The sequence below is a fragment of the Streptomyces sp. NPDC006207 genome (assembly GCF_040613835.1).
Lineage (GTDB): Bacteria > Actinomycetota > Actinomycetes > Streptomycetales > Streptomycetaceae > Actinacidiphila.
Genome location: NZ_JBEXSX010000101.1, coordinates 1 through 24,231, shown reverse-complemented (window position 1 = coordinate 24,231; position 24,231 = coordinate 1). Strand labels below are relative to the sequence as shown.

The 24,231-nt window shown below is 68.9% G+C and carries 20 protein-coding genes and 3 pseudogenes; 14 read left to right on the top strand and 9 right to left on the bottom strand.

All coding sequences use genetic code 11. The features are described from left to right. Nucleotides 1–364: 364 nt before the first annotated feature. A pseudogene (locus ABZ312_RS42765) lies at nucleotides 365–1,405 on the bottom strand (IS701 family transposase); the annotation flags it as partial. A gap of 308 nt (nucleotides 1,406–1,713) precedes the next feature. Here ABZ312_RS42765 and ABZ312_RS42760 point away from each other — a divergent pair. After that, a pseudogene (locus ABZ312_RS42760) lies at nucleotides 1,714–2,121 on the top strand (IS701 family transposase); the annotation flags it as partial. Nucleotides 2,122–2,666: 545 nt separating this feature from the next. Here ABZ312_RS42760 and ABZ312_RS42755 read toward each other — a convergent pair. Continuing rightward, nucleotides 2,667–3,335 carry a Type 1 glutamine amidotransferase-like domain-containing protein gene (locus tag ABZ312_RS42755; RefSeq protein WP_500331958.1) on the bottom strand — a complete coding sequence of 223 codons (669 nt, stop codon included), beginning with the start codon at nucleotides 3,333–3,335 and terminating at the stop codon, nucleotides 2,667–2,669. Between the two features lie 91 nt (nucleotides 3,336–3,426). Continuing rightward, nucleotides 3,427–3,840 carry a hypothetical protein gene (locus ABZ312_RS42750; protein ID WP_500440032.1) on the bottom strand — a complete coding sequence of 138 codons (414 nt, stop codon included), beginning with the start codon at nucleotides 3,838–3,840 and terminating at the stop codon, nucleotides 3,427–3,429. Nucleotides 3,841–4,245: 405 nt separating this feature from the next. Here ABZ312_RS42750 and sigJ point away from each other — a divergent pair, with 405 nt between their 5' ends. Continuing rightward, entirely contained in the window at nucleotides 4,246–5,205 is a 960-nt protein-coding gene (gene sigJ / locus ABZ312_RS42745) for an RNA polymerase sigma factor SigJ (RefSeq protein ID WP_500331960.1), read from the top strand. A 12-nt stretch (nucleotides 5,206–5,217) separates the two neighbouring features. Here the strand turns inward: sigJ and ABZ312_RS42740 are convergent, their stop codons facing one another. After that, nucleotides 5,218–6,204 (bottom strand): nitrilase-related carbon-nitrogen hydrolase, encoded by a 987-nt coding sequence (locus ABZ312_RS42740; protein WP_500331961.1) that lies wholly within the window; start codon nucleotides 6,202–6,204, stop codon nucleotides 5,218–5,220. A 341-nt stretch (nucleotides 6,205–6,545) separates the two neighbouring features. After that, entirely contained in the window at nucleotides 6,546–6,995 is a 450-nt protein-coding gene (locus tag ABZ312_RS42735; protein ID WP_500356504.1) for a MarR family winged helix-turn-helix transcriptional regulator, read from the bottom strand. 353 nt (nucleotides 6,996–7,348) lie between these two features. On the opposite strand from ABZ312_RS42735, the gene ABZ312_RS42730 reads away from it, so the two are divergent. Then, nucleotides 7,349–8,419: an alpha/beta fold hydrolase gene (locus ABZ312_RS42730; protein WP_500356506.1), complete on the top strand. Its 1,071-nt coding sequence runs from the start codon at nucleotides 7,349–7,351 to the stop codon at nucleotides 8,417–8,419. 147 nt (nucleotides 8,420–8,566) lie between these two features. Here ABZ312_RS42730 and ABZ312_RS42725 read toward each other — a convergent pair whose 3' ends face one another. Beyond that, nucleotides 8,567–12,424 carry a S8 family peptidase gene (locus tag ABZ312_RS42725; RefSeq protein ID WP_500440031.1) on the bottom strand — a complete coding sequence of 1,286 codons (3,858 nt, stop codon included), beginning with the start codon at nucleotides 12,422–12,424 and terminating at the stop codon, nucleotides 8,567–8,569. 597 nt (nucleotides 12,425–13,021) lie between these two features. On the opposite strand from ABZ312_RS42725, the gene ABZ312_RS42720 reads away from it, so the two are divergent. From ABZ312_RS42720 to ABZ312_RS42675, 10 genes are all read left to right on the top strand, one after another. Beyond that, nucleotides 13,022–13,240 (top strand): PLD nuclease N-terminal domain-containing protein, encoded by a 219-nt coding sequence (locus ABZ312_RS42720; protein ID WP_500356509.1) that lies wholly within the window; start codon nucleotides 13,022–13,024, stop codon nucleotides 13,238–13,240. A 607-nt stretch (nucleotides 13,241–13,847) separates the two neighbouring features. Beyond that, nucleotides 13,848–14,372: a cupin domain-containing protein gene (locus ABZ312_RS42715; protein ID WP_500356510.1), complete on the top strand. Its 525-nt coding sequence runs from the start codon at nucleotides 13,848–13,850 to the stop codon at nucleotides 14,370–14,372. Nucleotides 14,373–14,522: 150 nt separating this feature from the next. Then, nucleotides 14,523–15,365 (top strand): alpha/beta fold hydrolase, encoded by an 843-nt coding sequence (locus tag ABZ312_RS42710; protein ID WP_500331966.1) that lies wholly within the window; start codon nucleotides 14,523–14,525, stop codon nucleotides 15,363–15,365. Nucleotides 15,366–15,752: 387 nt separating this feature from the next. Next, entirely contained in the window at nucleotides 15,753–16,859 is a 1,107-nt protein-coding gene (locus ABZ312_RS42705) for a metal-dependent hydrolase family protein (RefSeq protein ID WP_500440030.1), read from the top strand. 626 nt (nucleotides 16,860–17,485) lie between these two features. Then, nucleotides 17,486–17,893 (top strand): hypothetical protein, encoded by a 408-nt coding sequence (locus ABZ312_RS42700; protein ID WP_500440029.1) that lies wholly within the window; start codon nucleotides 17,486–17,488, stop codon nucleotides 17,891–17,893. A 458-nt stretch (nucleotides 17,894–18,351) separates the two neighbouring features. Beyond that, on the top strand, nucleotides 18,352–19,176 hold the full coding sequence (locus tag ABZ312_RS42695) for an isocitrate lyase/PEP mutase family protein (protein ID WP_500331969.1): 825 nt from the start codon (nucleotides 18,352–18,354) through the stop codon (nucleotides 19,174–19,176). 59 nt (nucleotides 19,177–19,235) lie between these two features. Continuing rightward, the gene (locus ABZ312_RS42690) at nucleotides 19,236–19,883 is read left to right on the top strand and encodes a nitroreductase family protein (protein WP_500440028.1); all 648 of its coding nucleotides are present in this window, start codon (nucleotides 19,236–19,238) and stop codon (nucleotides 19,881–19,883) included. A 52-nt stretch (nucleotides 19,884–19,935) separates the two neighbouring features. Next, nucleotides 19,936–20,853 carry an NADP-dependent oxidoreductase gene (locus tag ABZ312_RS42685; RefSeq protein ID WP_500356517.1) on the top strand — a complete coding sequence of 306 codons (918 nt, stop codon included), beginning with the start codon at nucleotides 19,936–19,938 and terminating at the stop codon, nucleotides 20,851–20,853. Nucleotides 20,854–20,960: 107 nt separating this feature from the next. Further along, nucleotides 20,961–21,344, top strand: a complete 384-nt coding sequence (locus tag ABZ312_RS42680; RefSeq protein WP_500331972.1) for an MmcQ/YjbR family DNA-binding protein — start codon at nucleotides 20,961–20,963, stop codon at nucleotides 21,342–21,344. 50 nt (nucleotides 21,345–21,394) lie between these two features. Beyond that, entirely contained in the window at nucleotides 21,395–22,282 is an 888-nt protein-coding gene (locus ABZ312_RS42675; protein WP_500331973.1) for an SDR family oxidoreductase, read from the top strand. A 56-nt stretch (nucleotides 22,283–22,338) separates the two neighbouring features. On the opposite strand, the gene ABZ312_RS42670 is transcribed toward ABZ312_RS42675, so the two are convergent. Next, complete coding sequence (locus ABZ312_RS42670; protein ID WP_500440027.1) at nucleotides 22,339–22,818, bottom strand: IclR family transcriptional regulator; 480 nt, start codon at nucleotides 22,816–22,818, stop codon at nucleotides 22,339–22,341. A 135-nt stretch (nucleotides 22,819–22,953) separates the two neighbouring features. Then, nucleotides 22,954–23,310, bottom strand: a complete 357-nt coding sequence (locus tag ABZ312_RS42665; RefSeq protein WP_500331975.1) for an alpha/beta fold hydrolase — start codon at nucleotides 23,308–23,310, stop codon at nucleotides 22,954–22,956. On the opposite strand from ABZ312_RS42665, the gene ABZ312_RS42660 reads away from it, so the two are divergent. Further along, a complete protein-coding gene (locus ABZ312_RS42660; RefSeq protein ID WP_500440026.1) occupies nucleotides 23,267–23,830 on the top strand; it encodes a TetR/AcrR family transcriptional regulator in 564 nt (187 codons plus the stop codon). The two genes, ABZ312_RS42665 and ABZ312_RS42660, sit on opposite strands and share 44 nt — an antisense overlap. A gap of 65 nt (nucleotides 23,831–23,895) precedes the next feature. Here ABZ312_RS42660 and ABZ312_RS42655 read toward each other — a convergent pair. Continuing rightward, nucleotides 23,896–24,051: pseudogene (locus ABZ312_RS42655) on the bottom strand (IS5/IS1182 family transposase); the annotation flags it as partial. Between the last annotated feature and the right edge of the window lie 180 nt (nucleotides 24,052–24,231).

The window sequence follows — 24,231 nt, the reverse complement described above, 5'->3', positions numbered from 1 at the left end:
CGTTCCCACTCTGCGTCTGTCAGATCACCCCGCCCCATGTCCACATCAACGACCTGGACGGCGAGTAGTCACATGATCGGGCGGACAAGTCCTAGTACTCCAGCAGCGTTTCGCTATGTGGCCTGGTGACAGGCGCCGTTCGGAGTGTAGGGCGGGGGTTGTGTGTCGGGGGCGGTCTTGCCGGACCGCCCCTCCATCGAGTGGAGTCGTCGCCTGTAGTGGCAGTGGCGGGCGATGGCCTGGTGTCTGCGCCGCCAGAGCGACCAGCTCACCGTGTGGATGCGAAGCTGCCGGCCGGGTTGGGGCGGGCAGCGAGTTGCCAGGAGCCGGCGGACTTCTGCCACGGTGAGTGGGACCAGGGTGCCGGAACCGTTTCTGCATCCCCCTTTGCCGCCGCTTGAGCTGCGGTGGCCGCGAGAAACGCGTGGGCGAGCATGGCCAAGGTGATGTGCCGGTACCAGCCGGTGTAGCGGCGGACTTCGTACTGGTCCAGGCCGCATTCGTTCTTCGCGGCCTGGAAGCATTCCTCGATGGCCCACCGGCGTCCTGCGACCGTAACGAGTTGGTCGATGCCGGTACCCACCGGGGCATAGCCGAGGTAGTAGGCGATCTCATCGGGCTTGGTGATGCTGCGCCGCGCCAGCGCCCAACGCTGATGTGGGCGTGTCACCGTCGAAGTCCTCGATCGCTGGGATTTGGACGGCCGCCCAGTGGTAGAAGCGAGGACCCTTGGCGCCGTTGCCACACGAGCGCTTCTCCCACGCCTCCCGCGGAGCCTGTGAGAACAGGTAGTCGATGCGGCCGAAGCGAGGCACGTGCTGAGATTTCGGAACGGCAAGCACGTAGCCGACGGCGGCTTCCTCCAGCAGACGGCGAAAGCGCCATTCCTGACCGTAGGCGGAATCGGCGGTCACCCAGGCGATCGGCAGCGGTGAGGCAAGGGCCCGCAAACCATGGTCTTGGCCAGTTCGCCCTTGGTGGCGAAGGCCCGGTCTTCGGGGACCTTCGCAGCGCGGCAGCGCTGGGAGTCGTCGGTCCATGACCTGGGCAGATACAGTTCCCAGTCCACCAGGGCCCGGCCGCGGGTGGTGGCGTAGGCGGCGAACACTCCGATCTGGCAATTCTCGGTGCGGCCGGCGGTGCCGGAGTATTGCCGCTGCACGCCTGCGGAGGTGGTGCCCTTCTTGACGAAGCCGGTGTCGTCGATGATCAAGACGCCCTCGGCGTCTCCGAGCTGTTCGGCAACGTATGCCTGCAGGTCGTCGCGGACTTCGTCGGCTTCCCAGATAGCCCTGTTCAACAGCCGCTGGAAGCCGTCGGGTGTCCGATGGCCGGCGAACTCGGCCAGTTGCCAGCCGTTCTTTCGGCTGACCGGACCGAGCAGGCCACGGGTGTCGTCACGCATCCTGCGGCGCAGGTCAGCGCGGCCGAAACGATGGCCAATACGGAGGAAGAGCTCGTCGAGTTCCGGGTCCCAAGAAGCACCCGCAAAGTCGTCGATCACGCCAGGAGACTGCCCCGACCACGGCGCGGCCACGTGGACCACGTGTCTACCACTGGGCAGCAGTACGGCTGCCGGCCGTTGCCGAGTTCGACTACCAAGGCGAGATCCCCCACTGGATGCGGTGGGCTATGGCCCGGCGCAGTATCCGCAAGCCCGACGAGATCGCCTACTACCTCGCCTACGCTCCCCTGGGCACCACCGTCCAGGAGTTGGTACGGATCGCCGGGACGCGCTGGGCGATCGAGGAGTGCTTCCAGGCCGCGAAGAACGAATGCGGCCTGGACCAGTACGAAGTCCGCCGCTACACCGGCTGGTACCGGCACATCACCCTCGCCATGCTCGCGCACGCTTTCCTGGCCGTCACGGCGCACCAGGTCCGGGAAAAGGGGGCGGAACCGATGAGGCAGCCAGGACCATTGCGCTCACAGTGGCGGAGATTCGGCGACTCCTGGCAGCTTGTCTCCCCCCGATCCCCGCAGCTGCCTGGACACCGAGGACGACACCACGCGCTGAGCTGGTCGGACTGGCGCCGACAACGCCAAGCAGTCGCCCGCCATTGCCACTACTTACGTCGCTCTCGCATGATCGAGGGGCGGCCTACCGAAAGCCACCCTTGACCTTTCCGCGGCCCGCTACACTCCAGCCGCCCAGTGAAACCCGCAGGTCAGACAGCGAAATCCTGCTGGAGTACCAGACGTGTGGGTACGGTGAAGCCACCCATCGGTCCGGCACAGTACGTTGCCGAAGGCCTCAGCCCACATGTCGTCCAATACCCCTAGGAGTCACTGCCCGGCGGGTGCGGTGGTACGACGCGTTCTTCTTGCCCGATGGTGCGGTGCCGCTGGAGATCGGCCACTCACGTAGGAGGGCGTCAACCCCGCGGCCCGTACGGCGACGTCGAAAAGGGCTGGCGCGTGTCGGCGTAGGCGATGACAGGCGAACTCACCGAAGGCGAAGACTTCCTGCGGTCGCCCCGAATTGCCGTCCCGGCGGGTGCTGTAGCGGGCCTCGAAGCGCCCGCGCACGTTCACCGGATAGGTGTGGCCCGGTTTGCCTCCCATTTCCTGTGCCTCCAGGACGCCCGAGTCCCGCATCGGCTCCGCATCAGCGCGGCCCGTGGGCGCCGCACTGCCCTGCCCGGGACTCTCCACCAGGAGCTGAGTCACGGATGGAACCGCCACCGGCCTTCGGAGACGACATCCTCCTTGCCGTCCCTGACGCGAACGGCTGTCTCGTCGTCGATGAAGTAGATCGGAAAGTCCGCCCGCGCAACGATGCGATCAGCCCAGGCGTCATCCCGCTCGGGAAAATCCGGCGAGTACAGGTGGGGCTTGAGATACCAGTCGAAGAGGCCGAACGGCGGCTCCACGTTCGTCGCGCCGAGTACGTGGAGGTCCGCAGTGTCCCCGATGACGTCGGCGGAATGCCCGGTGAGATGACGACTGAAGATCATTGATCCGGCGCTGACCCCCACATAGACCCGGCTCTCCAGCGCCTCAAGGAAGCCGTCGGCCAGGCCGTTGCCGGTGATGCTGCGCGCAAGGTGGTAGTGGCTGCCGCCCTCGACATAGATGACGTCGGCGTGGAGCAGCCGGTCGAGCACCATCTGCCGGGGCAGGCCGTTCAGCTCCAGGACGTTGAACTCCCGCCAGCCGAGGCCGTGCAGGCGGTTCACGTCCTTGACAACCCACCCGTGGTCCCCGGGCTCGGCGACCGAAGCCGTGGGAACGAACACGACGTTCGCCGATCCGAACGGCTTTCCCAGCATGTCCCGCAGCGCATCTCGCAGCGTCTCGTTGCGCAGGCCACTTGCCGTCAAGAGAAAGTCCATCCGGTGAGCCAAGCACGACTGGCGGGCGCGCGCAACGAACATCGGATCCACCCCCTCGTAGCCGACGGGGCCGGACGGCCCAACCATCGGCTCAGGACTCGCCGGCGAGGAAGTGCTCGGCGAGGGGGGTGCCGGCGAACTTCTTGTTCATCTCGCGGGAGAAGAGCAGCAGCGTGTTGCGCGGCCGATGGAGCACCGCGAGTTCCTGGGCCTGCCCGTCGGCGTTGCAGGTGACCGTGACGACGACCTTCATGGGCTCGCCGAGGACCGCGGCGTCGTAGATCTCGAGGAAACCGTTGTCACCGAAGTCTCCGGTGAAGCTGAAGTTCTGGAACTCGTACAGTTCGCGGGCCTTGACCACGATGGCGCGAACCGCTTCCGCGCCACGCGCGGTGCCGTTCATGGCGGCGCCTTCCAGCGTGACGTCGTCGGCCAGGTTGTCCAGCCACCACGGGTAGTAGCTGAGTCCCTGGCGGTCGGTGTCACTGCTTTCCGCGTTCGCCATGTCGTGTCTCCTTCGAAGATCCGGCCGGAGCGGGCTTGCGTATCGATCGGTTGCCGGTGCCGGCGAGAGATAGGAGCAGATGCTCTCATCTGGCCGAGGGCAACCCTGCCGATCCGGCCCGCGCGGGGTGAGGCCCGTCAGGGACCTCGACACTGAGAGTATATGCTCCTATTGCTGAGGCCCGGCGAAACCGCTGGCCACATGTCGCTGGACGTGCCGGCACCGGCGCAAGCGCACGCTGCCGCCGAGGCGACATGTGCGCCGAACCCTGGAGCGCGACCGGCAGGTCTGCACGACATGGGCCTCTCCCAACACGTACTCCCCGTGCAGGGAGGTGCCCACCTGAACACCGGGGCGAAGGAGGCCACGTCGATGGACGCGAGTCATGCACCCAGGCCACCTGGGATGCTCGAGAACGAGTGGGAAACCCTCCGGCCCGCCGTCTTCGGAGCGGCGTACCGCTTGCTCGGCAGCGTCGCCGATGCCGAGGACGTGGCCCAGGACGTATGGCTGCGGGCAGCCACAGCCGACCTACGCGACGTCCGTGACCTGCGGGCCTGGCTGGTCACGGTGGCAGCGCGACGGTCGTATGACATCCTCAAGTCCGCCCGCGCCCGCAGGGAAACCTATGTCGGGCCGTGGTTGCCGGCGCCCCTGCTGACGGGGCCGGACGCATCCGAGCCGGTGTTGGTCGACGAATCCGTCGGATCCGCGATGCTCGTGGTGATGGAAGAACTGAAGCCGCCCGAGCGTGTGGCCTTCATCCTCCATGACGTGTTCGGTCTCGAGTTCAGCCGCATCGCCGACGTGCTCGGCATCTCCGTGGCGGCCGCCCGACAACTCGCCTCACGAGCACGGCGGAAGGTGGCCGGGGCCAGGCAGCGCACCGTGGGCGCCTCCCGGGCGGAGCGCGAGCGCCTCATCGCCGCCTTCCGCAGCGCCTACGAAGCGGGGGACATGGCCGGCCTGGTGCGTCTGCTGCATCCCGATGCCGTATATGTCACCGACGGTGGCGGCAGGGTCGTCGCGGCGCGCAAGCTCATCCGGGGCGGCGCGCGCATCGCCATGGTGATGATGCGGGCGGGGCGCCTGTTGCGCGCGGACAGTATTGAGGCCATCGAGGTCGGAGGCGAGCCAGCGCTCCTCCTCCGCAGGGACGGGCGAGCCGTCTCCGTAGACACGGTGGAGATCAAGGACGGTCTGATCACCGCCTACCGCAGGGTCCTCAACCCGGACAAGCTTGCGCACGTGCCCTCCGAGGACACACGGTGCTCCGCTCGACCAGCGTTCTCCGCGAGGCCGGCCGGTCCGGACGCGCCGTGGCACCGGAAAGGAGGCGTGCCCACCAGCGGCAACGCCTCCTGACGCGGGGTGGCCTCAGACTTCCGAGTGCAGGCCGTCGTTGGGTATGTGGACGCGCTGGACCGGCGTGTGCGTGCTGCGGTCGAGCAGCGGTGCGGTGGGTGTGCGGTCGATCTGCAGGCTGAGGAATTCGGGGCGGCTGTAGTGGCCCCGGGCGTCCATCAGGCGCTTGCGCCGGTCGATCATCGTGAGGTCCAGGTCGGCGATCACCTCTCCCTCACCCGAGGTGAGCGGTTCGCCGATGATGCCCCCTTCGGGGTCGACGATGGCGGTGAAGAACCCTTGGGAGAACACCCCGGCCGGGGCACCGGTGTCCGCCGCGAGCTGCGCCCGCTGGTCGGCGTCGAGCCAGGCGGTGGCGTTGACGACGAAGGCGGCTGCCTCCAGCGCGTGCTGACGGATGGCCACCTCCATCTGCGGCGCGAACAAGGGGCCCCCGAACGCGCCGGGGAACATGGCGGCGTGGATCTGCTCACCGTCGGCGATCAGGGCGTAGCGGGCGAGGGGCTGGTAGTGCTCCCAGCAGGCGAGCTGGCCGACGCGGCCGACGGCGCTGTCCACGGCACGCAGCCCGGAGCCGTCGCCCTGCCCCCAGACCATGCGCTCGTGGTACGTCGGCGTGATCTTGCGGCGGCGCTGGAGCAGCGTGCCGTCTGCGTCGAAGAGCAGCTGCGTGTTGTACAGGGAGTCGCCATCACGTTCGTTGACGCCGATCGAGACGACCACGCCGGCTTCGCGGGCCGCCGCGCCGATCGCATCCGTGTCGGCGGACGGCACGGTCACCGCCTCCTCCATCAGCCGCAGGTGCTCCTTGGCCATGGTGTAGGGCGGCTGGACGAAGGAGAAGTAGGGGTAGTACGGGACAACGGTCTCCGGGAAGACCGCGAACCTGACACCTTTCCGTCCCAGCTCACGGATCTTCTCCACCACCTTCCCGACCGTGCCCGCACGGCTGTAGAGCACGGGGCTGATCTGGACGGCAGCTGCCTTCACAAGGGTCATGACGTGGTTCCTTCTCGCGATGCGGGGTCAGCGATCTCTCGGCGGTTGCGGTGACCGGAGGCGGGGCTCAGTCGGCACTGGAACCGGCCTCTTCAAGGGGCCTGGAGTCGGGGAAGGCGCCGAGCTGCGCGCTGACCAGTTCTGCAGGCGGCCGCGCCGGGCCACCATCTCACAAATAAGAGCATATGCTCCTATTTACGGAAGGGCAAGGCGCCAACACGCCCTTGCCGGCCTTCACGCACCGCGGCGGATCCGAGGTCCTCAGCGCGGAAAGACCTCGCCTGTGGGCGACGGCCCCATGGACAGCCGCGCGACCGCCCAGCACGGCGCAGTCGCAGTGTTCACTCAGCCCAGGGATCGAAGCCGGTGTCGAGGACGGCATCGAGGAAGGCGCGCATCCTGGCCGCGTTCTCGGCACCGAACTTCTTCTCGAATTCCGCCTGCACCCCCTCCCACCGCGGGAGTGCCGCCCCCATCCGGGCCAGGCCGGCGGGCGTGACGGCGACGATGCGTGCCCGGCGGTCGGTTGCCGACGTCTCGACGGTGACGAGCCCCTCGCGAGCGAGGGGCTTGAGGCTGGAGGCCATGGTCGTGCGGTCCATGGCGATCACGTCGGCGAGGGCGGTGATCGTCATCTCTTCGTGGACGCTGAGCTGCTGCAGGATGCTGAACTGCGTCGCCCGAAGGCCGAGCGGGGCCAGCGCCTTGTCGTACGTCGCGCCGAGGTACCGTGACGCTTTCCGCAGCGCCAGGTTGTTGCACAGGTCCGCTTTCGACGTAGCACTTGTCATTGCGTCCTCCACAGGCTTCCCGTGCACTATACGAGCATCTACTCTTAATTGGGAAGGTCCACCACCCGTGCCGATGCGGGGCCGGGCCCCTCCTCCGGAATGAGCCAGAGCACACCGCATCGCCCTTCCGAACATAGGAGCATATGCTCTTACATGTTCCTCGTATGCCAGGCGTGCCGCATGCAGGGACGCAAGGGGGCTCGTACCGGCGCAACGTCACGCCATCGGGCACTGCCGGCACCCCACCCCGTCGCCGGGCGCCTTGCCCCGCCGGCGTCGTCTGATCACCACCGCAAAAGGAACCGAGTGTGAACCCCTCTCCCATCGAACCGCCCGGCCCAGTTGGCCCCGGCATGTCGTCATCGCGCCCGGACCAGCCGCCGCGCCAGGTCTCCCGGCGCGCTTTCGTCGGCGGCGCGGCAGCCGTCACTGCCGGTCTGGCGCTCACCGGTGTCTCCGCTCTGCCCGCCACGGCCGCTCCGCGGCAGACCCCGAAGGGCTTCGGATCCGTGTCCGGTGTTCCCGGGCTCCCGGCAGGGTTCCGTCGGACGTTCACCAGCCGGCTCATCCAGGCCGGTGGCATACGTCAGCACGCCGTCGTCGGCGGCGACGGGCCGCCCCTGCTCCTGATACACGGCTGGCCGCAGAACTGGTACGCCTGGCGCCTGGTCATGCCGGTGCTGGCGCGGAACCACACGGTCATCGCCGTGGACCAGCGCGGCATCGGGCTGACCGACAAGCCCCGCGACGGCTACGACACCGCCACCCTCGCGAACGATCTGGCCGCGCTGATGGACACCCTCGGCCACGAACGCTTCGCGGTGGTCGGCCATGACACGGGCATGCCGATCGGCTACGCGCTCGCAGCGGACCACCCTCACCGCGTCGACCGTCTCGCCGTCGCGGAAGCCGTCATTCCCGGTGTGACGCCCTCGCCGCCTCTGCTCGGCCCCGCCCAGGCCAACAACATGCTCTGGCACTTCCCCTTCAACCGGCTCGACGACGTCAACGAGCTCCTGGTGGCAGGCCGGGAGGACGTCTACTTCGGCTGGCAGCTCGACACCAAGGCCGCGCGAAAGCTGCCCGACTACGCCATCCGGTACTACATCGAGTCCCTCACCTCGCACCGTCACGCGCTGGGCGGCAGCTTCGGCTGGTACCGCGACCTCGACACCACCTTCGCGCAGAACGCCGACCGCGTGAAGCGACGCCTGACCATCCCCGTCCTCGCCATCGGTGGAGCGCAAAGCGTCGGAGAGGGAGTGACGACCACCATGAAGCTCGCGGCAGACGACGTGCAGTCCCTGGTCATCCCGGGCAGCGGCCACTGGGTTGCCGAGGAGGCCCCGCAGGAACTGCTGGCGGCACTCACCGCTTTCCTGGCCCCCTACCGCGCCACCGCCGCGGCGAGGAACCGCAGGTAGGCGCCGCAAGGGCGACCTGGACCGTCTGTCGCGTGGTCGATGTCCCGCGGGGCCGCATGCGCTTCTGACGGGGTGCGGGTGCCGGGGCTCACATACCCCGGCACCCGCCGCGACGTCACGAGGTACTGGTCAGCGTTGCAGTCCCTGTCACCGTGCGCCGCTGTGCAGGTAGGCGCGGTCGACCGTCTGCCGGACGGAGTTGCCTGCCGCGTCCTTCGCAGTCACGCGCAGCGTCACGTACGCGTCGCCGTGCACCTTGGCCGGCCGCTGCACGGTGGCGGTGAAGCCGCTGCCCTTGGGGGCCGTACGTGCCGTGGTCCAGGTCTTCCCGTCGTCGTAGGAGGTCTCGACCAACAGCCGCACGCCGCGCGGCGCCGCCATTCCGTCCTGCATCCGGACGTTGAGTCCCAGGTTGTGCGTGCGCTGCGAGCCGACCGCGTTGCGGGCGTCGACCGGCACGGCGTAGTCGACCTGGAGCAGCGGCAGCAGCGTCGTGTCGGCGGCGGCACCGGAGCGGAACGTCCACGAGGTGCGGGTGCCGGCGCCGAAGCGCCAGTCGTCCGACACCCGGGTGGTCTCCAGGTCCAGCCGGTACTCGGCGTCGCCCGCGGGCACCTCGATGTCGCCCCACGCGCCCTGGCTCGACTCGGCGATCTGCTGTCCGTCGCGGTAGAGGACCGCAGTGGCGGTGTCGTCCACCGGGTCCGCTCCGGCGCCGCGGGCGCCCGCTCCTCTGCCCCAATCGATGACGTTGAGCTCGTAGAGCGACCAGTGGCCGGTGCCGGAGTCGTTGAACTCCGGAACGAAGACGGACATGGTGTTGCCCTTGCGCACCGACGGCCAGGGCGCACCACGCGGGATCGACGGACGGACCACGGCCCCGAACCACCGCTCCGCCGCCCGCTGACCGGGCCGGTAGGTGCGTGGCAGGTCGCGCATGCCGACCGAGAGCGTGTTGTCGGGGTTGTCGACCACGTTGTGGTGCACGACATGGCGCCACAGCGTGTCCCCGCCGGTCACGTACTCCACGCGCTCCCGCCCGTTGGGGACGTAGCGGCTGTACTGGTTCCAGGCGGTGTCCTGGTACGGACGCCACCCGAAGCGCTGCTCGCTCGCCCAGGTCGAGGCACCCGTGCGGGTGTAGGTGCTGCGGACCACGGCGCTCTCGCGCGCGGAGACGGTGTGCACCAGGTTCTTGGGAACGAAGCCCTTGGACACCTGCATCACGTCGTACAGATACGGGCTGCGCACCGTACCGGAGAACTCCACGGTGGTGGTCCGCTGCTTGACGAGCTTCAGCAGGGCCGCCCCCTCCTTGAAGGAGATCCGTACGGTGGGCAGTGCCATCCGCTCACCGTCCGGGCGCCACCGTGTCCAGGAGAGCTCACCCTCCGGCCACGCCAGCAGCAGTGCCTTCGCGCCTGCGGTCTCCGCGGCCCGGGCCAGCGTCCTCGTGTCGTCGGCGATGGAGAGGACCTGTACGACGGCCACCTTGCCGCGCGCGCCACGGAAGTCCGGAGCCGCGGACGTGCCGGCGTCCACGGCGGTCAACCGGGCGCCCTTGTCCCCGAAGACCTTGGAGTCCAGTTCGTAGTAGGGGATGAATTCCAGGGAGCTGCCGGTGACCTTGACCCGCAGTTGCGGGGCCACCATCTGCCAGCGCGAGTTGAACTCGAAGGTTCCGTCGGTGACCGGCGCGGTCGTGCTGACGTAGAGCCGCTTGACGATGTCGAACATCATGTGGCCCTGGATCAGGCCGTTGCCGTCGATCACGCGGTGGAACGTGGTGCCGATGATGCCGCGCTGCTCGGCGGGCCGGGGGGTGCGGATCTTCACCTCGGTGACCTTGGAGGCGTCAAGCGTCGCTGTCATGTCCTTGGTGACCTTCACCTCGGGGTTGACGAGCTCGCCCGCCTCGAAGCCGTCCTCGACCTGTTCGAAGAAGCTACCGCTGATCTGGTAGGTGCCCTCTTCCACCTCGGCGGTCGCCGTGTCCCTGTCCGTGTACGGCACGAACCCGTCGCCGGACCCGTAGGAAGGACCCCAGATGTTCGGCAGCATGCCGGGCACGACCCGGCCCTGCCGGTCGCGGTAGACCACGGTCAGCCGGTGCGTCTTGCCCCGCACCTTGAGGGAGACGGTGGTGTGGGCGAGAACGGTGCCGTCCGTGGACTTCGCGGTGACGTAGCCGTAGTAGGTACCGCGGGCGGTCGCGCGGGCGGCGTCGGTGCTCAGCGGCACCTCGGCCGTGGCGCCGGGGTCCAACTGCACGGTCTTGGAGCCCAGGGTGACCGCGCCGTCCGCGAGGGCGCGCCCGGTGGTGGTGGCCAGATCGACGGCCAGGGAGAGCGTCACCGGCTTGTCGCCGGTGTTGGTGTAGCGCACGGTCGCGGCCCGCCGGTTGCTGCGGGTCGCTCCGGCCTGCAGTTCCGGGAGCATGACGGTGCCGGTGGCGGTGACCGGGCCCATCGCGGTGGCCAGGTCGATGCGGCCGCCGCCCTGCTCGGTCACCTTGGTGCCGGCCACCGTGTGCGAGGTGCTGACCAGGGCGTCCTTGATCTGCTGCGCCCCCCAGTCCGGGTGCTGCTGGGCCAGCAGCGCGGCGGCGCCGGCGACGTGCGGGGTCGCCATCGACGTGCCGGACGCGGAGGTGTAGTCGGCGTCGACCGGGGTGCCCATGGTGGTGCCTGAGGCGCGGGCGGCCACGATGCCGACACCGGGAGCGGTCACGTCGGGCTTGACCGCCCCGTCGCCGGCGCGAGGGCCGCGGCTGGAGAAGGGGGCCAGCGAGTCGTCGCGGTCGACGGCCCCGACGGTCAGCGCCGCGTCGGCCGCACCCGGGGAACCGACCGTGCCCGGACTCGGGCCCGCGTTTCCGGCGGCGATGACGAACAGCGTGCCGGTGGAGGCGGTGAGGGTGTTGACGGCCTGGCTCATCGGGTCGGTGCCGTCGGAGGCGCTCTCCGAGCCGAGGCTCATGTTGACGACCTCGGCGTGCTCGTCGGCCGCCCATTCCATGCCGTCGATGACCTGCGACTCGGTGCCGTAACCGTTGTCGCCCAGTACCTTGCCGACCAGCAGGTCGGCCTTGGGCGCCACGCCGCGCCGCGTCCCGGCGGACGCGGCGCCGGTGCCGCCGACGGTCGAGGCGACATGCGTGCCGTGACCGAAGCGGTCGTCGGTGTTGCCGCTGCCGGAGAAGTCCTTGGCCTGGGCGATGCGCCCGGCCAGGTCGGGGTGGGCCGCGTCCACACCGGTGTCCAGGACCGCCACCCTCACGCCTTGGCCCTCGTAACCGGCCTTCCAGGCGGTGGGCGCGTTGATCTGCGCGGTACTGCGGTCCAGAACGGCCTTGACCTTGCCGTCCAGCGAGATCCGCGGAGCGACCGCGGCGCGGGCGGCGTCGGAGGGCCCACCAGGGTTCAGCGTCTTCCAGAACGCACCCAGGTCGTCGCCGGCGACCCGCAGCGAGCGGGCGCCGATGCTGGGCAGGTTCCGGGCGGGCGTGGTGGGCGCGTGGAACGCCACCAGCCGGTCGGCGGTGTCCGCGGCGGCCTTGGCCGCACGCGCGGTCCCTCTGGTCCCGTCCGCTGCGGGCCGGGAGGCGACGATCAGCGGCAATGCGGAGGCGTGGGCCTGGTCGTAGCCCTGGGCGATCAACGCCGTCACGTCGAACAGCCGGCGGTCCAGCGTGCCGGCGGTCACCAGCGCCTCGGCGTCGGACGGCACCACCGTGAGCGCCTTGTCGTCCCCCTCCAGCGTCCTGAAGGAGACGTGCTCGCGCCCGGGCCCGCGCCGCACCGAGGCGGTACGCCTTCCGTCGGGCAACGAGGTCACGGTCACCAGGTCGCCGGTGAGCAGTCGCACGGTGGCGGAATCCGCCTTCGCGCGCTCGACGAATCGCGCCTTTCCTTCCGCACCCGTACCGGCGGAGGCGGACGCCACACCGCCGACCGTCACCACCAGTACGGTCGATATCGCCGTCGATAGACGGAACCATGACATCCGTCAGACACCTTTCATTCAGAGCCAGTTCGTGAGCTGCACGACAGAATCAGTGGTGTCCCAGCACATGTCACTGGTATCCGCATGTCGCGGAAGCGACATGTCCCAACGACGACATGGCCACGGGGCGGCGCGGTGGCGACACGATCCGGCCGGTCGGCGTCTGCGACGGCGGGCCGGCGGACGACTCCCCGGCACCCCGGCCCGAAGGGCCGCATCGCCGGCCACGTTCGCTTCGGCGCCCACGAGTTGGCCAGGGCGTGGGGCCCCAGGGATGCTCCGTCTCCTGCCGGGCGCCGCGCTTGGCCGATGGCACGCAAGCGCTCCTTCGTCAGCAAGCCCCGCCGCACCCGTCACATTGGCGGTGGCTGTCTCGTCCACCTGAGGAAGTGGCAGCGGAGCGAGCCGGCGGATCGCGCCGCCCGGCCAACTCCTGACCGTATTCGCTCAGGGGCAACGAAGTTGCCTGGCTGCGCACCGAGCCAACCGTAACGATCACAGGAAGGGCGGAATCATCGTGACCACAACTACCGGGCATGACAGGGGATCTGCCGGACTGCCTGCGGTAATCACTGCTGCGGCACAGGAGATAACCCCGTGACGGCAGTGCTGGAATGCGCGATATACGGGATAATCGCGGTGTTGTACATCTATGCTCTGGTTGACTGCATAAGGACCCCCGAAGCCCGCATTCGCATACTGCCCAAGGCGGGCTGGGTCGTCATCATGGTCCTGACCCCGCTCCTGGGCGCCATAGCCTGGCGGAACCTGGGCAAGCGGTCCCTTCCTGTCGAAGGCCGGCCGTCCACGGACTGAGCTCGGTCGCTCGCCGCTCCCTGTCGGGTCGCAGCGCCGATCACACCCTTCGCTCATGACTGCGACCAGCACGGCCGCTTCGCGGCGGACGGCGGGCTGTCGCGCCTTTGCACGGCCCACGCCGTGTCCGCGGAGGGGTGACGAAGGCGCCGGGCAGCGCTCCGAGTCATCCGCCTCGCAATCACAATGAACCGAAAGGCCGCGAATGGAACTCCGTAAGGTAATTGTTAGGGTCGGTTGGGGCGTTGCCGGGCTCCTGTGCGACTTTGCGATCAGTTACGGGGTCATACCTGCTTCATGGGACGGAACTCGGTGCGAGATTGCTCGTGACGCGTGACCCCATCACGGCCGCCCGCGACCGTTGCGGGAATGCCTTGATCCCGGGGACTCCGGACACGGGGTTTCCCTCCACGATCCAGATGTGATCACTCCGTGCATCCCCCCGCGGAACAGGGCTGTTGGCGGGTCGAAGGCACTCCCCTCCACCGAAGCGCCTGACGCTCCGCCTTCCCGGCCGGCGACATGCCCGGTTTCGCGATGCGTCACAGGCCCGGACGGACGGCTGTGACGCCTTCCATGTCAATCCCAGCCAGACTTCGAGGAACCGATGACCTTTTCCTTGGCCGATCTCGACTCACACGACCCGCACTGGAACAAGCGCGGCGCGCTCCATGTGCCGTCAGGCAAGGGCCCGACGGTGTGGGCCGCGGGTGACGTCTACACGATCAAGGCCACGGGTGCGCAGACCAACGGCGGGATGGGCTTCATCGAGGCCACGGTTCCGGCCGGCGGCGGACCCGTTCCTCACGCGCACCCCGAGCAGGAGGAGACGTTCTACATCCTCGACGGGGAGTTGGAGTTCCTCGACGGGGACCATCTCTTCACCGCGGTCGCGGGCGACTTCATTCACATCCCCCGGGGGGTCCGTCACCGCTTCAAGAACAAGGGCAGCCACGCCGCAAGGATGATTTTCATCTTCACGCCTCCGGGCCTGGAACAGATTTTCGTCGATCACGCCCTCCCCGCCCGGCCCGGTGAGGGGCCTCCGTCGGTCATCGACGACGACCAGCTCGCCCGGTTCGACATCATGGCCGGGCTGGCGAAGTCGATCATCCTTCCGGAACCCTCCTGACTCCACACCACCCACGGCCCGACCGCGTTGCGGCAAAAGAGGGCCGGGTGCTCGTCATGCACGGGGGCATCCGCCGGCAAGGCCGGCGTTCAACCGGTCATGGCCCGACCTCCGGGCAAGTGACCGCCATCGCACACAGGAGAACCAAGCATGCTCGAAGGATTCGAACACGGCTACGCCGACGTGAACGGCACCCGGCTGCACTACGTCACCGGAGGCGAGGGCGAGCCGCTCGTCCTCATGGACGGGTGGCCGCGCACCGTGCACGCTCTGCGCGAACTCCTCCCCCCACTGGCGCAGCGCTTCCGCGTCATCGCCGTGGACTACCGCGGGCAAGGCGCGTCGGACAAGCCCGCCGGCGGCTACGACAAGAAGAACATGGCGCAGGACGTCCACGAACTGATCCGCGGCCTGGGCCACGAGCAGGTCAACATCGCCGGCGGGGACATCGGGGCGATGGTCGCCTACAGCTTCGCCGCGAACCACCCCCAGGCCACGAAGAAGCTCGCCATCTGGGAGGGCGGACCCTTCTCCCAGATATTCCTCGACGTCATCAGTCCCTTCCCCACCCCGGAACAGCCGAACGCCTGGTGGTATCCGCTGAGCCAGGTCGACGGCCTGCCCGTCAAGCTGCTGGCGGGACGGTTCCGGCACATCATCGACTGGTCGACCGAGCACCTGGCGCTCCACCCGGAGCGGATCAGCGAGGAAAGCCGTGCCGTATACGCCGCGGCTTACGACGCGCCCGAAGCGGTGGCCGCGGCCTTCGGCGTGTACCGGACGTTCCACCAGGACCTGGCCGACAACAACTCCTACCCGCCGCTGACGATGCCGGTCCTGGGGCTGGGTGGCCAGTACGTCGCCGTGGTGCAGGCGATGATGGAGGGCAAGGCCACCGACATCCGCTACGCCACCATCGCCGACAGCGGCCACTACATCGCCGAGGAGCAGCCTGCGGCGCTCGCCGCCGAGCTGGAGAAGTTCTTCGGCTGACGCCCCCCACGCTCACGGCGCATTGCCACACCAGTGGGGGCAACGTCGTCTTCTTGACGGGGCGCAGACCTTGCGAGGGCATCGGGCACGGCGGCACCAGCCTCACAGGCGGCAGTCCTCACCGACCATGCGTCCCGGGCGGCGAAGCATCGCCTGGTCAAGGAGCGGCCCCCGCACTGCCGAATAGGGGCCGTCGGCGGGGCTCCCGTGCGAACCCCTTCGTCGACCTGGCAGGAGTCGAATCCCGCATGTGCCGAGGCGCCGAGCGACCCACGCCTTCCGATCGGAGAAATACTGTTGAATTCCTTTGCCCTGCATGCCGGTTCGATGTTCGACGGATACACCCTGTCGGGTCCGGCCACTGTGCATGTTTCGGGGGACCGTATCGTGCGCGTCGACCGAACCGGCGCGCTGCCCGCCGACGGCAGCGAGGTCATCGACTTCGGCGTCTCGGCCTGTCTGCTGCCCGGCCTGATCGACACTCACGTCCATCTCGCCTTCGACGCCGGACCGGACCCCGTGACGTCCCTGGTCTCCGCCTCCGACAGTGACCTGCTCGCACACATGCGGGCCGCCGCCCAGTCCGCCCTACTGGCCGGCATCACCACGATGCGCGACCTCGGCGACCGCGGCTACCTCTCGCTGACTCTCGTGGAGGAGTTGACCGAACACCCGGAGCAGGGTCCGGAGATCCTGGCCGCCGGCCCCCCGCTGACCACGCCCGGCGGCCACTGCCACTTCCTCGGCGGCGAGGTCGAGGGCGCCGAAGCGCTCCGTGCCGCCGTCCGCGAGCGTCACACCCGCGGCTGTTCCGTCGTCAAGATCATGGCCAGCGGCGGCCACATGACACCCGGTTCGGTACCGCCGCACGCATCCCAGTACAGCCTGGACGACCTGCGTGCCGTCGTGGACGAAGCACACCGCCTCGGGCTGCCGGTGGCTGCCCACGCCCACGGCATCCAGGCCATCAGGGACGCCGTTGATGCGGGCGTCGACAGCCTGGAACACGTCTCCTTCCTCAGCGCCGACGGCGTCGCCACCGACCCTGACCTCATCGACACCATCGCGAGGAAGGGCACCTTCGTCAGCCTGACGCTGGGCCTGGCCCCCGGACAAGCCGTGCAGCCGCCCAAGGCCATGACCGCACATGCCATGTCCGCACATGTCAACAGCGTCTTGGACACGTACCGCAACCTGCACAAGCACGGCACGCATGTCGTCATCGGATCGGACGCCGGCATCGGGCCCTGGAAGCCCCACAACGTCCTCCCCCACGGCGTGGCCGACCTCGCCCGGCTGGGCGTCGCGCCGCTGGACGCGCTCAGGTCCATGACCAGCTTGGCGGCCCGCCTGTGCCGCGTCGAGGGCCGCAAGGGCCGCATCTCCGCCGGTGCCGACGCGGACCTTCTCGTCGTGGGCGGCGACCTTGCGCATGATCCCGCAGCCGTCCTCGACGTACAGGCGGTCTTCCGCGCCGGTACCCGCGTGCGGTGAGCTGACGGTCTTCCGCCGGACCGACCTCTCCAACATCCGGCCGACGCCGCTCGCCGAACGGACAGCTAGCACCGTTCGCCTGCGAGCGGCAACCGGCCACCACCGCCCACCAGCCAAGACGACGCGGCACCTTGGCCAACGTTCAAGGACTGGCTGCCGCGCAACCGCGCCGGAAGAGGCCTTCCGGGTCCCCCGTGGCAACGTTGCCTCGACAAGGCGAGGTCGTATCTGGTCATGCGACGGCACCGGCACCGGCTACTCCTCCGCGCTGCTGTGTCACCGCCTGTGAGACGACCTGGTCACCTCCGTCGAAATGGACCCAGCGGTTGCGGGCGCGGCCGCAACCACGCCGGCCACCCTCGGCCACGCCCCCGGCCTGATCACCGGCGACGGCCTGGCCGGACACAAGGACGCCGCCCCGCACGACCGGGTCATCGCCACCTGCGGCGCCCTCACCATCCCAGAGCGGTGGCTCCCAGACCCGCCCAGGGCGGCCAGATCCTGGCCGCCCTGGGCGGGTGGATGCACTCCTCGGAACTGGCCCGCCTCACCGTCCACGACGACGGCAGTGCGACCGGACGGCTCCTGAACGGGCAGGTTTCCTGCATGCTCGCCCGCACCTGGGCATGCTCCCCGTCACCGACGGCGGCACCGTCATCGACGCCAGCATCCTGGACGACTGGGCTGCCCGGTTCGTGGCCGAGACCACAGCACCCGGGGCACAACGGCTCGACCTCGGCACCCAAGGCCAGCTGCTCGTGGACACCGCCGCCGGGAGCCGGGCCCTGCTCCAGCCCGGTCCGCACGCCTGGCGGGTCCGCCAAGGCGGCCCCGAACGCATCTGGGACCCCATCGAAGACCACCTCCTACGGTGGCGCCACGACGGATCCCCCTCCCTGAACCGGTTCCGCACGACGCTCATGCGCGCCGAAAGCCATAGCCGCACCGGAGCTGAGCTGCCCCTGACGGCGAGGCGGCACCAAGAAGTCCCGGCGCTGCGTCACACGGGGTTCCGCCGCGGTTTCCGTACGTGACCACGCTTCCCCGACGGGCGAAGGCGGCCCAGCGATGCGTGACCACGAGAGGACGTTTTCGTCCACTGATTCCAGGGCCTCACCCGCCACAGATGGGGACTAGCCGCACAGAATCCGGATGCCTCGCCAGGATGAGAGGACTATCTGGTCCGAAAAAGTCGCCGATCTGCGGTACGTTTGGAGAAGGCGGTTCCCTGCGGACAGCCAAGCAGCGTGGCCTCACGAGGATCTCCAGGGCGGTAGGCACCATGCATGCAGGCATCGACTTCTCAGTGCTCGGCCCAGTCCGGCTGCACAAAGAGGGGGGCGAGGCCGGAGCCGGCCAGCCGAGGCACAGCGACATCCCCGCTGCCAACTCGGCCGGTACGCCCGGCTGATTGCCGGGACCCCGTCGAGGCTGCGCACACAGCCGGTGAACCCCTCACCGCCCCAAAGCGATCACTCGGGAAAGGTTCGATATGCCGGGCTCCGACCTCTACGAGAAATTCATGGCGCTGCACACCCGCGACGGCGGCCTCGTCATGCCGAACGCATGGGACGGCCTGTCGGCGCTGATGCTGGCCGATGCCGGCTTCGAGGCGATCGCGACGTCATCGGCGGCGCTCGCCACCACACTCGGCCGGTCCGACGGGCGTCACGAAGTCACCTGTGGTGAGCACCTTGAGCATGCGCGGCTGCTCGGCCGTCTCACCGGGCTGCCCGTCAACGGGGACTTCGAGGACGGCTACGGCGACACGCCCGAGGACGTCGCTGCCACCGTGGAAGCCGCCGTCGAGTCCGGCCTGGCCGGTATCGGGATCGAGGACACCTCGGGCAATCCCGATCAACCGATCCGCGACTTCGACGAAGCCGTCGACCGCATACGGAGCGCCGTCGAGGCTGCCAAGGGGCGCATCGTCGTCACCGGCCGCACCGACAACTTCATCCAGGGGCGGCCCGATCTCGACGACACCATCCGGCGTCTGACGGCCTTCGCGGAGGCCGGCGCGGATGTGCTCTACGCCCCCTACCCACCCGACCTCGACGCGCTCGTCGCGATCGTCACCGCCGTCGCGCCGACGCCGGTGAACGTCCTCGTCTCGCCGGCGGACAAGGTGCTGACCGTCGCCGAACTGCAGAAGGCCGGGGTCAAGCGCATCAGCGTGGGTCCAGCGCTCTACACCCACGCAATGGAGGCACTCGACCAGGCCATTACGGCTCTCGTCGCGGGTGACCTCAGCACCGCGACGACAGGAACCAGCTTCGACCGCATCGGCGAACTAATCTCCCGCGGATCGAACTAGCCCAGACCCTGCGAATCACCGCTCCTCACCCACTCATCGCAAGAAAAAGGCATATTCCCATGAACCTCGATAAGCTCATGAACAAGCATCTCACCAGGTATTTCGATCCCAGCAAGACCATTCCGGGGGAAACCCTTCAGCAGCTGCTGCGGTTCCTGCGCTCCGCGCCGTCATCGGTGAACGTACAGCCCAACCACTTCTATGTCCTCGCCACGTCCGAAGGCAAGGAGCGGCTCGCCGACAACCTGGGCGAACGATTCCGGGACAACGGCGAGAAGATCCTCAACGCGTCGCACACCATCATCCTCACCACCCGGGCAGATCTGCCCGACACCCACCTCGAGGCGGTGTTCGCAAAGGAGAGGGCCGATGGCCGGTTCCCTGATCCATCCAAGCAGGAGCTGTGGGAATCCATGACCCGGGACTTCCTCAACCTTCGCAACTACGGCTACAAGGACCTGAACCACTGGATGGAGAAGCAGACCTACATGGCGGTGGGCCTGACCATGATGGCGGCCGCCGAACTCGGCGTCGAGGCCACGCCGCTGGAGGGGTTCGACCCGACCAGTGTCGACAAGGCCTTCAAGATCCGCGAGAGGGGACACACCACGACGGTGCTGCTGGCCCTCGGCTACCCCGACCCGGAAAGGGTGTACACCACCCCGATCTCACGCTTCGACCCGGACCAGCTGTTCACCTTCGTCTAAAAGGCCGCCCGGAAACCAAAACCCACCACACCTACCAGGAAGAGCCATTTCGATGAAAGCCATTGTGGTCACCGACCCGGCCGCCGGAACGGCCGGAATGACGCTGACGGAGCGGCCTGAGCCGCTCGCAGCGATCAACGACGTCATCGTTCGGATCCATGCGTCGGGCTTCGTCCCCACAGAGATGGAGTGGCCGTCCACCTGGGCCGATCGCGCCGGCCGTGACAAGACCCCGTCGATCCCCGGCCACGAGCTGGCCGGAGTGGTCAGTGCTCTCGGCTACGGCACGACGGGGCTCTCGGTCGGGCAGCGGGTGTTCGGCCTCGCCGACTGGCACCGCGACGGCACCCTCGCGGAGTACGTGGCGATCGAAGCACGCAACCTCGCACCGCTGCCAGGCGACGTCGACTTCACGGTAGGCGCGTCCCTGCCGATCTCAGGTCTGACCGCGTGGCAGGGCCTGTTCCAGCACGGCCGCCTCCAGGCCGGTCAGACCGTCCTCGCCCACGGCGCAGCCGGGGCAGTCGGGACGATGGTGACCCAGCTCGCGCGTGAAGCCGGCGCCTACGTCATCGGCACCGGACGCTCCGCCGACCGCGACAAGGCCCTCGACTTCGGCGCGCACGAGTTCGTCGACCTCGAGAACGACACGCTGAAGGACGTCGGCGGCGTCGACCTGGTCTTCGATGTCATCGGTGGCGACGTCCAAAAGCAGTCCGCCGCCCTCATCAGGGCCGGAGGAACACTGGTGTCCATCGTCGGCCCCGTCGAAGCACGGCCCGCCGACGGCCTGGCCGTCGACTTCGTCGTCGAAGCCGATCGCCTCGCACTCGGCGAGATCGTGCAGCGGGTGCGGGACGGACGGCTGCGGACCAACATCGGCGACGTCGCGAGCCTCGACGATGCCATCGGCGCCCTCAATCCGACCACCCGGCGCCTCGGGAAGACCGTCATCCGCGTCCTCCCGTAGGTGGTGGACGGCCACCGTCCGAGCGGCAGGTCATGGTCCCGATCCACGCCACGGCCATCGGCCACCGACCGGCGCAAGGACCCGAACCGACAGAGGAGTCAATCACCTTGGACGGACAGGAACTGCAGAAGATCGCGCGCGACTACACCGCGGAACTACCCGGCACCGACCAGGAGCGTCGTTTCGGCCCCGACTGGGAGCTCCACAAGGTGGGCGGCAAGGTCTTCATGCTCATGACCGATATGCCTGGACGCCCCGTCCTGATCCTGAAAGCCGATCCTGACGACGCCACAGCCCTGCGTGAGCAATACGCGGGCATCACCCCCGGCTACCACATGGACAAGAGGCACTGGATCACGGTGGAAGGCGGAGACGCCATCGACGACAAGCTGGTGAAGGAACTCGTCACCGACTCCTACCGTCTCGTGGTCGGCGGGCTTCCCAAGTCCAAGCGACCCGTGGATCCACACACTTACGACCGCCACGCCTGACCCCTACCCATCCTGCGACGCAGTGTCGCAGCAGTCATCTGGAGCCTCCCATGCGCGTTTTCGTCACTGGCGCCAGCGGCAGCATCGGCTCCGCTGTCGTTCCCGAACTCATCACGGCTGGTCACGAGGTCCTCGCCCTCGTCCGCTCCGATGCCGCGGCTACGGCCGTCGCCGCCGCCGGCGGGACGCCGCTCCGCGGCGACCTCACCGACCTCGACAGCCTCCGTGCCGGCGCCACGCAGGCCGACGGTGTCATCAACCTGGCCTTCAGCAACGACTGGAGCAACTTGGAACAGGGCATCGACGAGGAAGCGCGCGCCGTGCAGACCCTCGCGGCCGCACTCGAAGGCAGTGGCAAGCCGTTCGTGCATGCCGGCCTCACGCCGATGGTGCCGGGCCACACCTCCACCGAGGAGGACCGCGACACCACCAACGGTCCGGTCGGTGGCCGCGGCCGCACTTCCGACGCGGTGTTGACCCTGGCCGCCCAGGGCGTCCGATCCTCTGTCGTGCGGCTGCCGCGCTCCGTGCACCAACGCGGGTCGACATACGGCTTCTGCTCGGTGCTCATCGCCGCCGCGCAGAAGACGGGCGTGTCAGCGTACGTCGGCGACGGCACACAGCGGTGGCCGGCGGTCAACCTGCTTGACGCGGCCCGGCTGTTCCGCATCGCACTCGAGGACGCTGCGCCGGGCACGGTCCTGCACGCGGTGACCGACGAGGGCGACACCATGAGGTCGCTGGCCGAGGCCATCGGCGGCGTTCTCGCGGTCCCGGTCGAGTCGGCGCCGGCTGAGGGCTTCGGCCCCATCGGTCACGTGTTCGCCCTTGACATGCCATCGTCGAGTGCACTGACCCGGGAACGGTTCGGCTGGAAGCCCACCCACCCACGCCTGATCGACGACCTCGCTGCCGGCGACTATCCCGCCCTGGGCTGAAATCCTCGGGATGCCGCCGGACCGGACAGGGTGAGCGACTACTGACCTTCCGCACTCTATTCCTCTCGAACGTCGTCAGGCGCGTGGGCGAGCAGGACGAGTCCCGCTCCCGTGGCGAACGCTCCGAAGCGGCCTCCCACCCGGCTGTCGGCCTGCGGGGCGCCCGGCGCGCTCAGACGCTCGAGGAAGACAACGTCCAGGTGGTCCCGCACGGAGAGATGGATGTGCTGCTCCTTGGTCACGTCGTACAGGTCGTACAGGACCGGCAGGGCCGCGTCGCGCAGCGGGAAGCCGCGAGGCGCGAGGGTGGCCACCTCCCACAGCCGCAGGCCCACCCGGTAGCGCCGGTCGGGTCCACGCTCCAGGGCTCCCCAGGCGACGAGTTCGGCAGCACGACGATGAACCGTCGGCAGCGCCAGGCCCGTTCGCCTGGACAACTCGGTGAGGGTGAGCGCGGGGTCTTCGTGGGAGAAGGCGCGGAGCAACGCCAGGACCTTGTCGGTCACCGACATGCCGTGCTCATCGGACATGTCCATGCCCCTTCCTTCGTGTGCGGGACGGGCTGCGCGCCGTTCGGCGGACGCGCCGTCCACGCCCCCTCCCCGCACGACGGCCTGGGCCGTCGTGCGGGGTCGGCCGGGCCGCCGGGCGATGCCGGGGCCCGCTTGCTGTCAGTGGACGGACCCGGCGGCCTTCTCGATGAGGTCGGTGACGATGCCCGGGTTGGTCACCTGTGCGGCGTGCGGGGTGTCGGCCTCGACGGTGTGGGCGTGGGCGCGCTCGGCCATGAAGCGCTCGGTGGCGGGCGGGATCACGTGGTCGTCCTTGGAGACGAGGTACCAGGACTGGATGGTCTTCCAGGCGGGGGCGCCGGAGGCTTCGCCGAGTGCCTCGGGGGCGGCGGGGCTCTGGGTGGCGGCGAGTTCGGCGGCGGCCTTGCTGCTGACGCGGTTGCTGAGGAAGAGGTTGCGGTACTGGTCGGCCTTGGCGTACCGCAAGTCGGCGGCGAGGGAGCGGCTGCTGACCACGGCGAGCAGGCTCTTCTACACCGAGGGGATTCGCGCTGTCGGCGTCGACCGGGTGATGGCGGAGGCCGACGTCGCACGCGGCACCTTCTACCGGCACTTCGAGGGCAAGGACGACCTGGTGCGCGGCTACCTGGACGCCACCGATCACGACATCCGGACCCGGGTGGCAGTGGCGGCCGAGAAGACGGGGGGAGGTACCGCGTTGCTCGGCGTCGTCGCGCACGGCATCGGCGAGGAGATCTGCGGTAAGGGGTTTCGGGGCTGCCCGTTCATCAACGCGGCCGCGGAGTACCCGGATCGGGAGTGTCCGATCCACCAAGCCGTGCTGAGGCACCGCGAGTGGTTCCACCAGGTACTGGAGGACGCCTTCGCGACCATGGGCGTCGCGGACCCCCGGCAGTCCGCCGACCTGGTGGTCGCCCTACGTGACGGGGCAATGGTCGCGGGCTGCCTCGGCGACTCCCGGTCCGCGGCGCGCACCCTGGTCCAGGGTGTCGACCTGGTCGTCGCGTCGGGCTGACGGAAGGGCGGGCTGGCGTGAGCCCGCTGTCGTCGGCGACGCCACCTCACACGCCCCCGTCGCGCAGCCCCCCTTTTCGGAAGCCCAGCCGCGTGCCGATGGGCCCGGCAGATGGTGGGGGACCGTCCACTCACGTCGTCATCCGTGTCGGCCGTGGCCAGGACGGCGGCGAGAATCCGTGCCTCGGTGCCGTCGACGGCCCACCTGATCAGGCGTTTGTGTCCCGCGGCAACCCCTTCTCGTGAAACAGAGCCGCTCGTCGCTGACCGGGGCGTGGCGCCGCCGTCGCCGCTGAACTCAACAGCCGTCCACGCAGACGCTCGGCCTGACCGCGGGCAACGCGCTTGAGGTCCGCGAGTCCGTCGAGGTGCTGGCGGGCGGGGGCCCGGCCGACGTGGTGG

Bases quoted from the DNA above. Each gene is read 5' to 3' on its own strand.
- ABZ312_RS42740 (WP_500331961.1), bottom strand. From the start codon at position 6,204: ATGACCCTTGTGAAGGCAGCTGCCGTCCAGATCAGCCCCGTGCTCTAC.
- ABZ312_RS42725 (WP_500440031.1), bottom strand. From the start codon at position 12,424: ATGTCATGGTTCCGTCTATCGACGGCGATATCGACCGTACTGGTGGTG.
- ABZ312_RS42715 (WP_500356510.1), top strand. From the start codon at position 13,848: ATGACCTTTTCCTTGGCCGATCTCGACTCACACGACCCGCACTGGAAC.
- ABZ312_RS42735 (WP_500356504.1), bottom strand. From the start codon at position 6,995: ATGACAAGTGCTACGTCGAAAGCGGACCTGTGCAACAACCTGGCGCTG.
- ABZ312_RS42730 (WP_500356506.1), top strand. From the start codon at position 7,349: ATGTCGTCATCGCGCCCGGACCAGCCGCCGCGCCAGGTCTCCCGGCGC.
- ABZ312_RS42675 (WP_500331973.1), top strand. From the start codon at position 21,395: ATGCGCGTTTTCGTCACTGGCGCCAGCGGCAGCATCGGCTCCGCTGTC.
- ABZ312_RS42700 (WP_500440029.1), top strand. From the start codon at position 17,486: ATGCTCCCCGTCACCGACGGCGGCACCGTCATCGACGCCAGCATCCTG.
- ABZ312_RS42750 (WP_500440032.1), bottom strand. From the start codon at position 3,840: ATGGCGAACGCGGAAAGCAGTGACACCGACCGCCAGGGACTCAGCTAC.
- ABZ312_RS42690 (WP_500440028.1), top strand. From the start codon at position 19,236: ATGAACCTCGATAAGCTCATGAACAAGCATCTCACCAGGTATTTCGAT.
- sigJ (WP_500331960.1), top strand. From the start codon at position 4,246: ATGCTCGAGAACGAGTGGGAAACCCTCCGGCCCGCCGTCTTCGGAGCG.
- ABZ312_RS42685 (WP_500356517.1), top strand. From the start codon at position 19,936: ATGAAAGCCATTGTGGTCACCGACCCGGCCGCCGGAACGGCCGGAATG.
- ABZ312_RS42710 (WP_500331966.1), top strand. From the start codon at position 14,523: ATGCTCGAAGGATTCGAACACGGCTACGCCGACGTGAACGGCACCCGG.
- ABZ312_RS42670 (WP_500440027.1), bottom strand. From the start codon at position 22,818: ATGGACATGTCCGATGAGCACGGCATGTCGGTGACCGACAAGGTCCTG.
- ABZ312_RS42695 (WP_500331969.1), top strand. From the start codon at position 18,352: ATGCCGGGCTCCGACCTCTACGAGAAATTCATGGCGCTGCACACCCGC.
- ABZ312_RS42755 (WP_500331958.1), bottom strand. From the start codon at position 3,335: ATGGACTTTCTCTTGACGGCAAGTGGCCTGCGCAACGAGACGCTGCGA.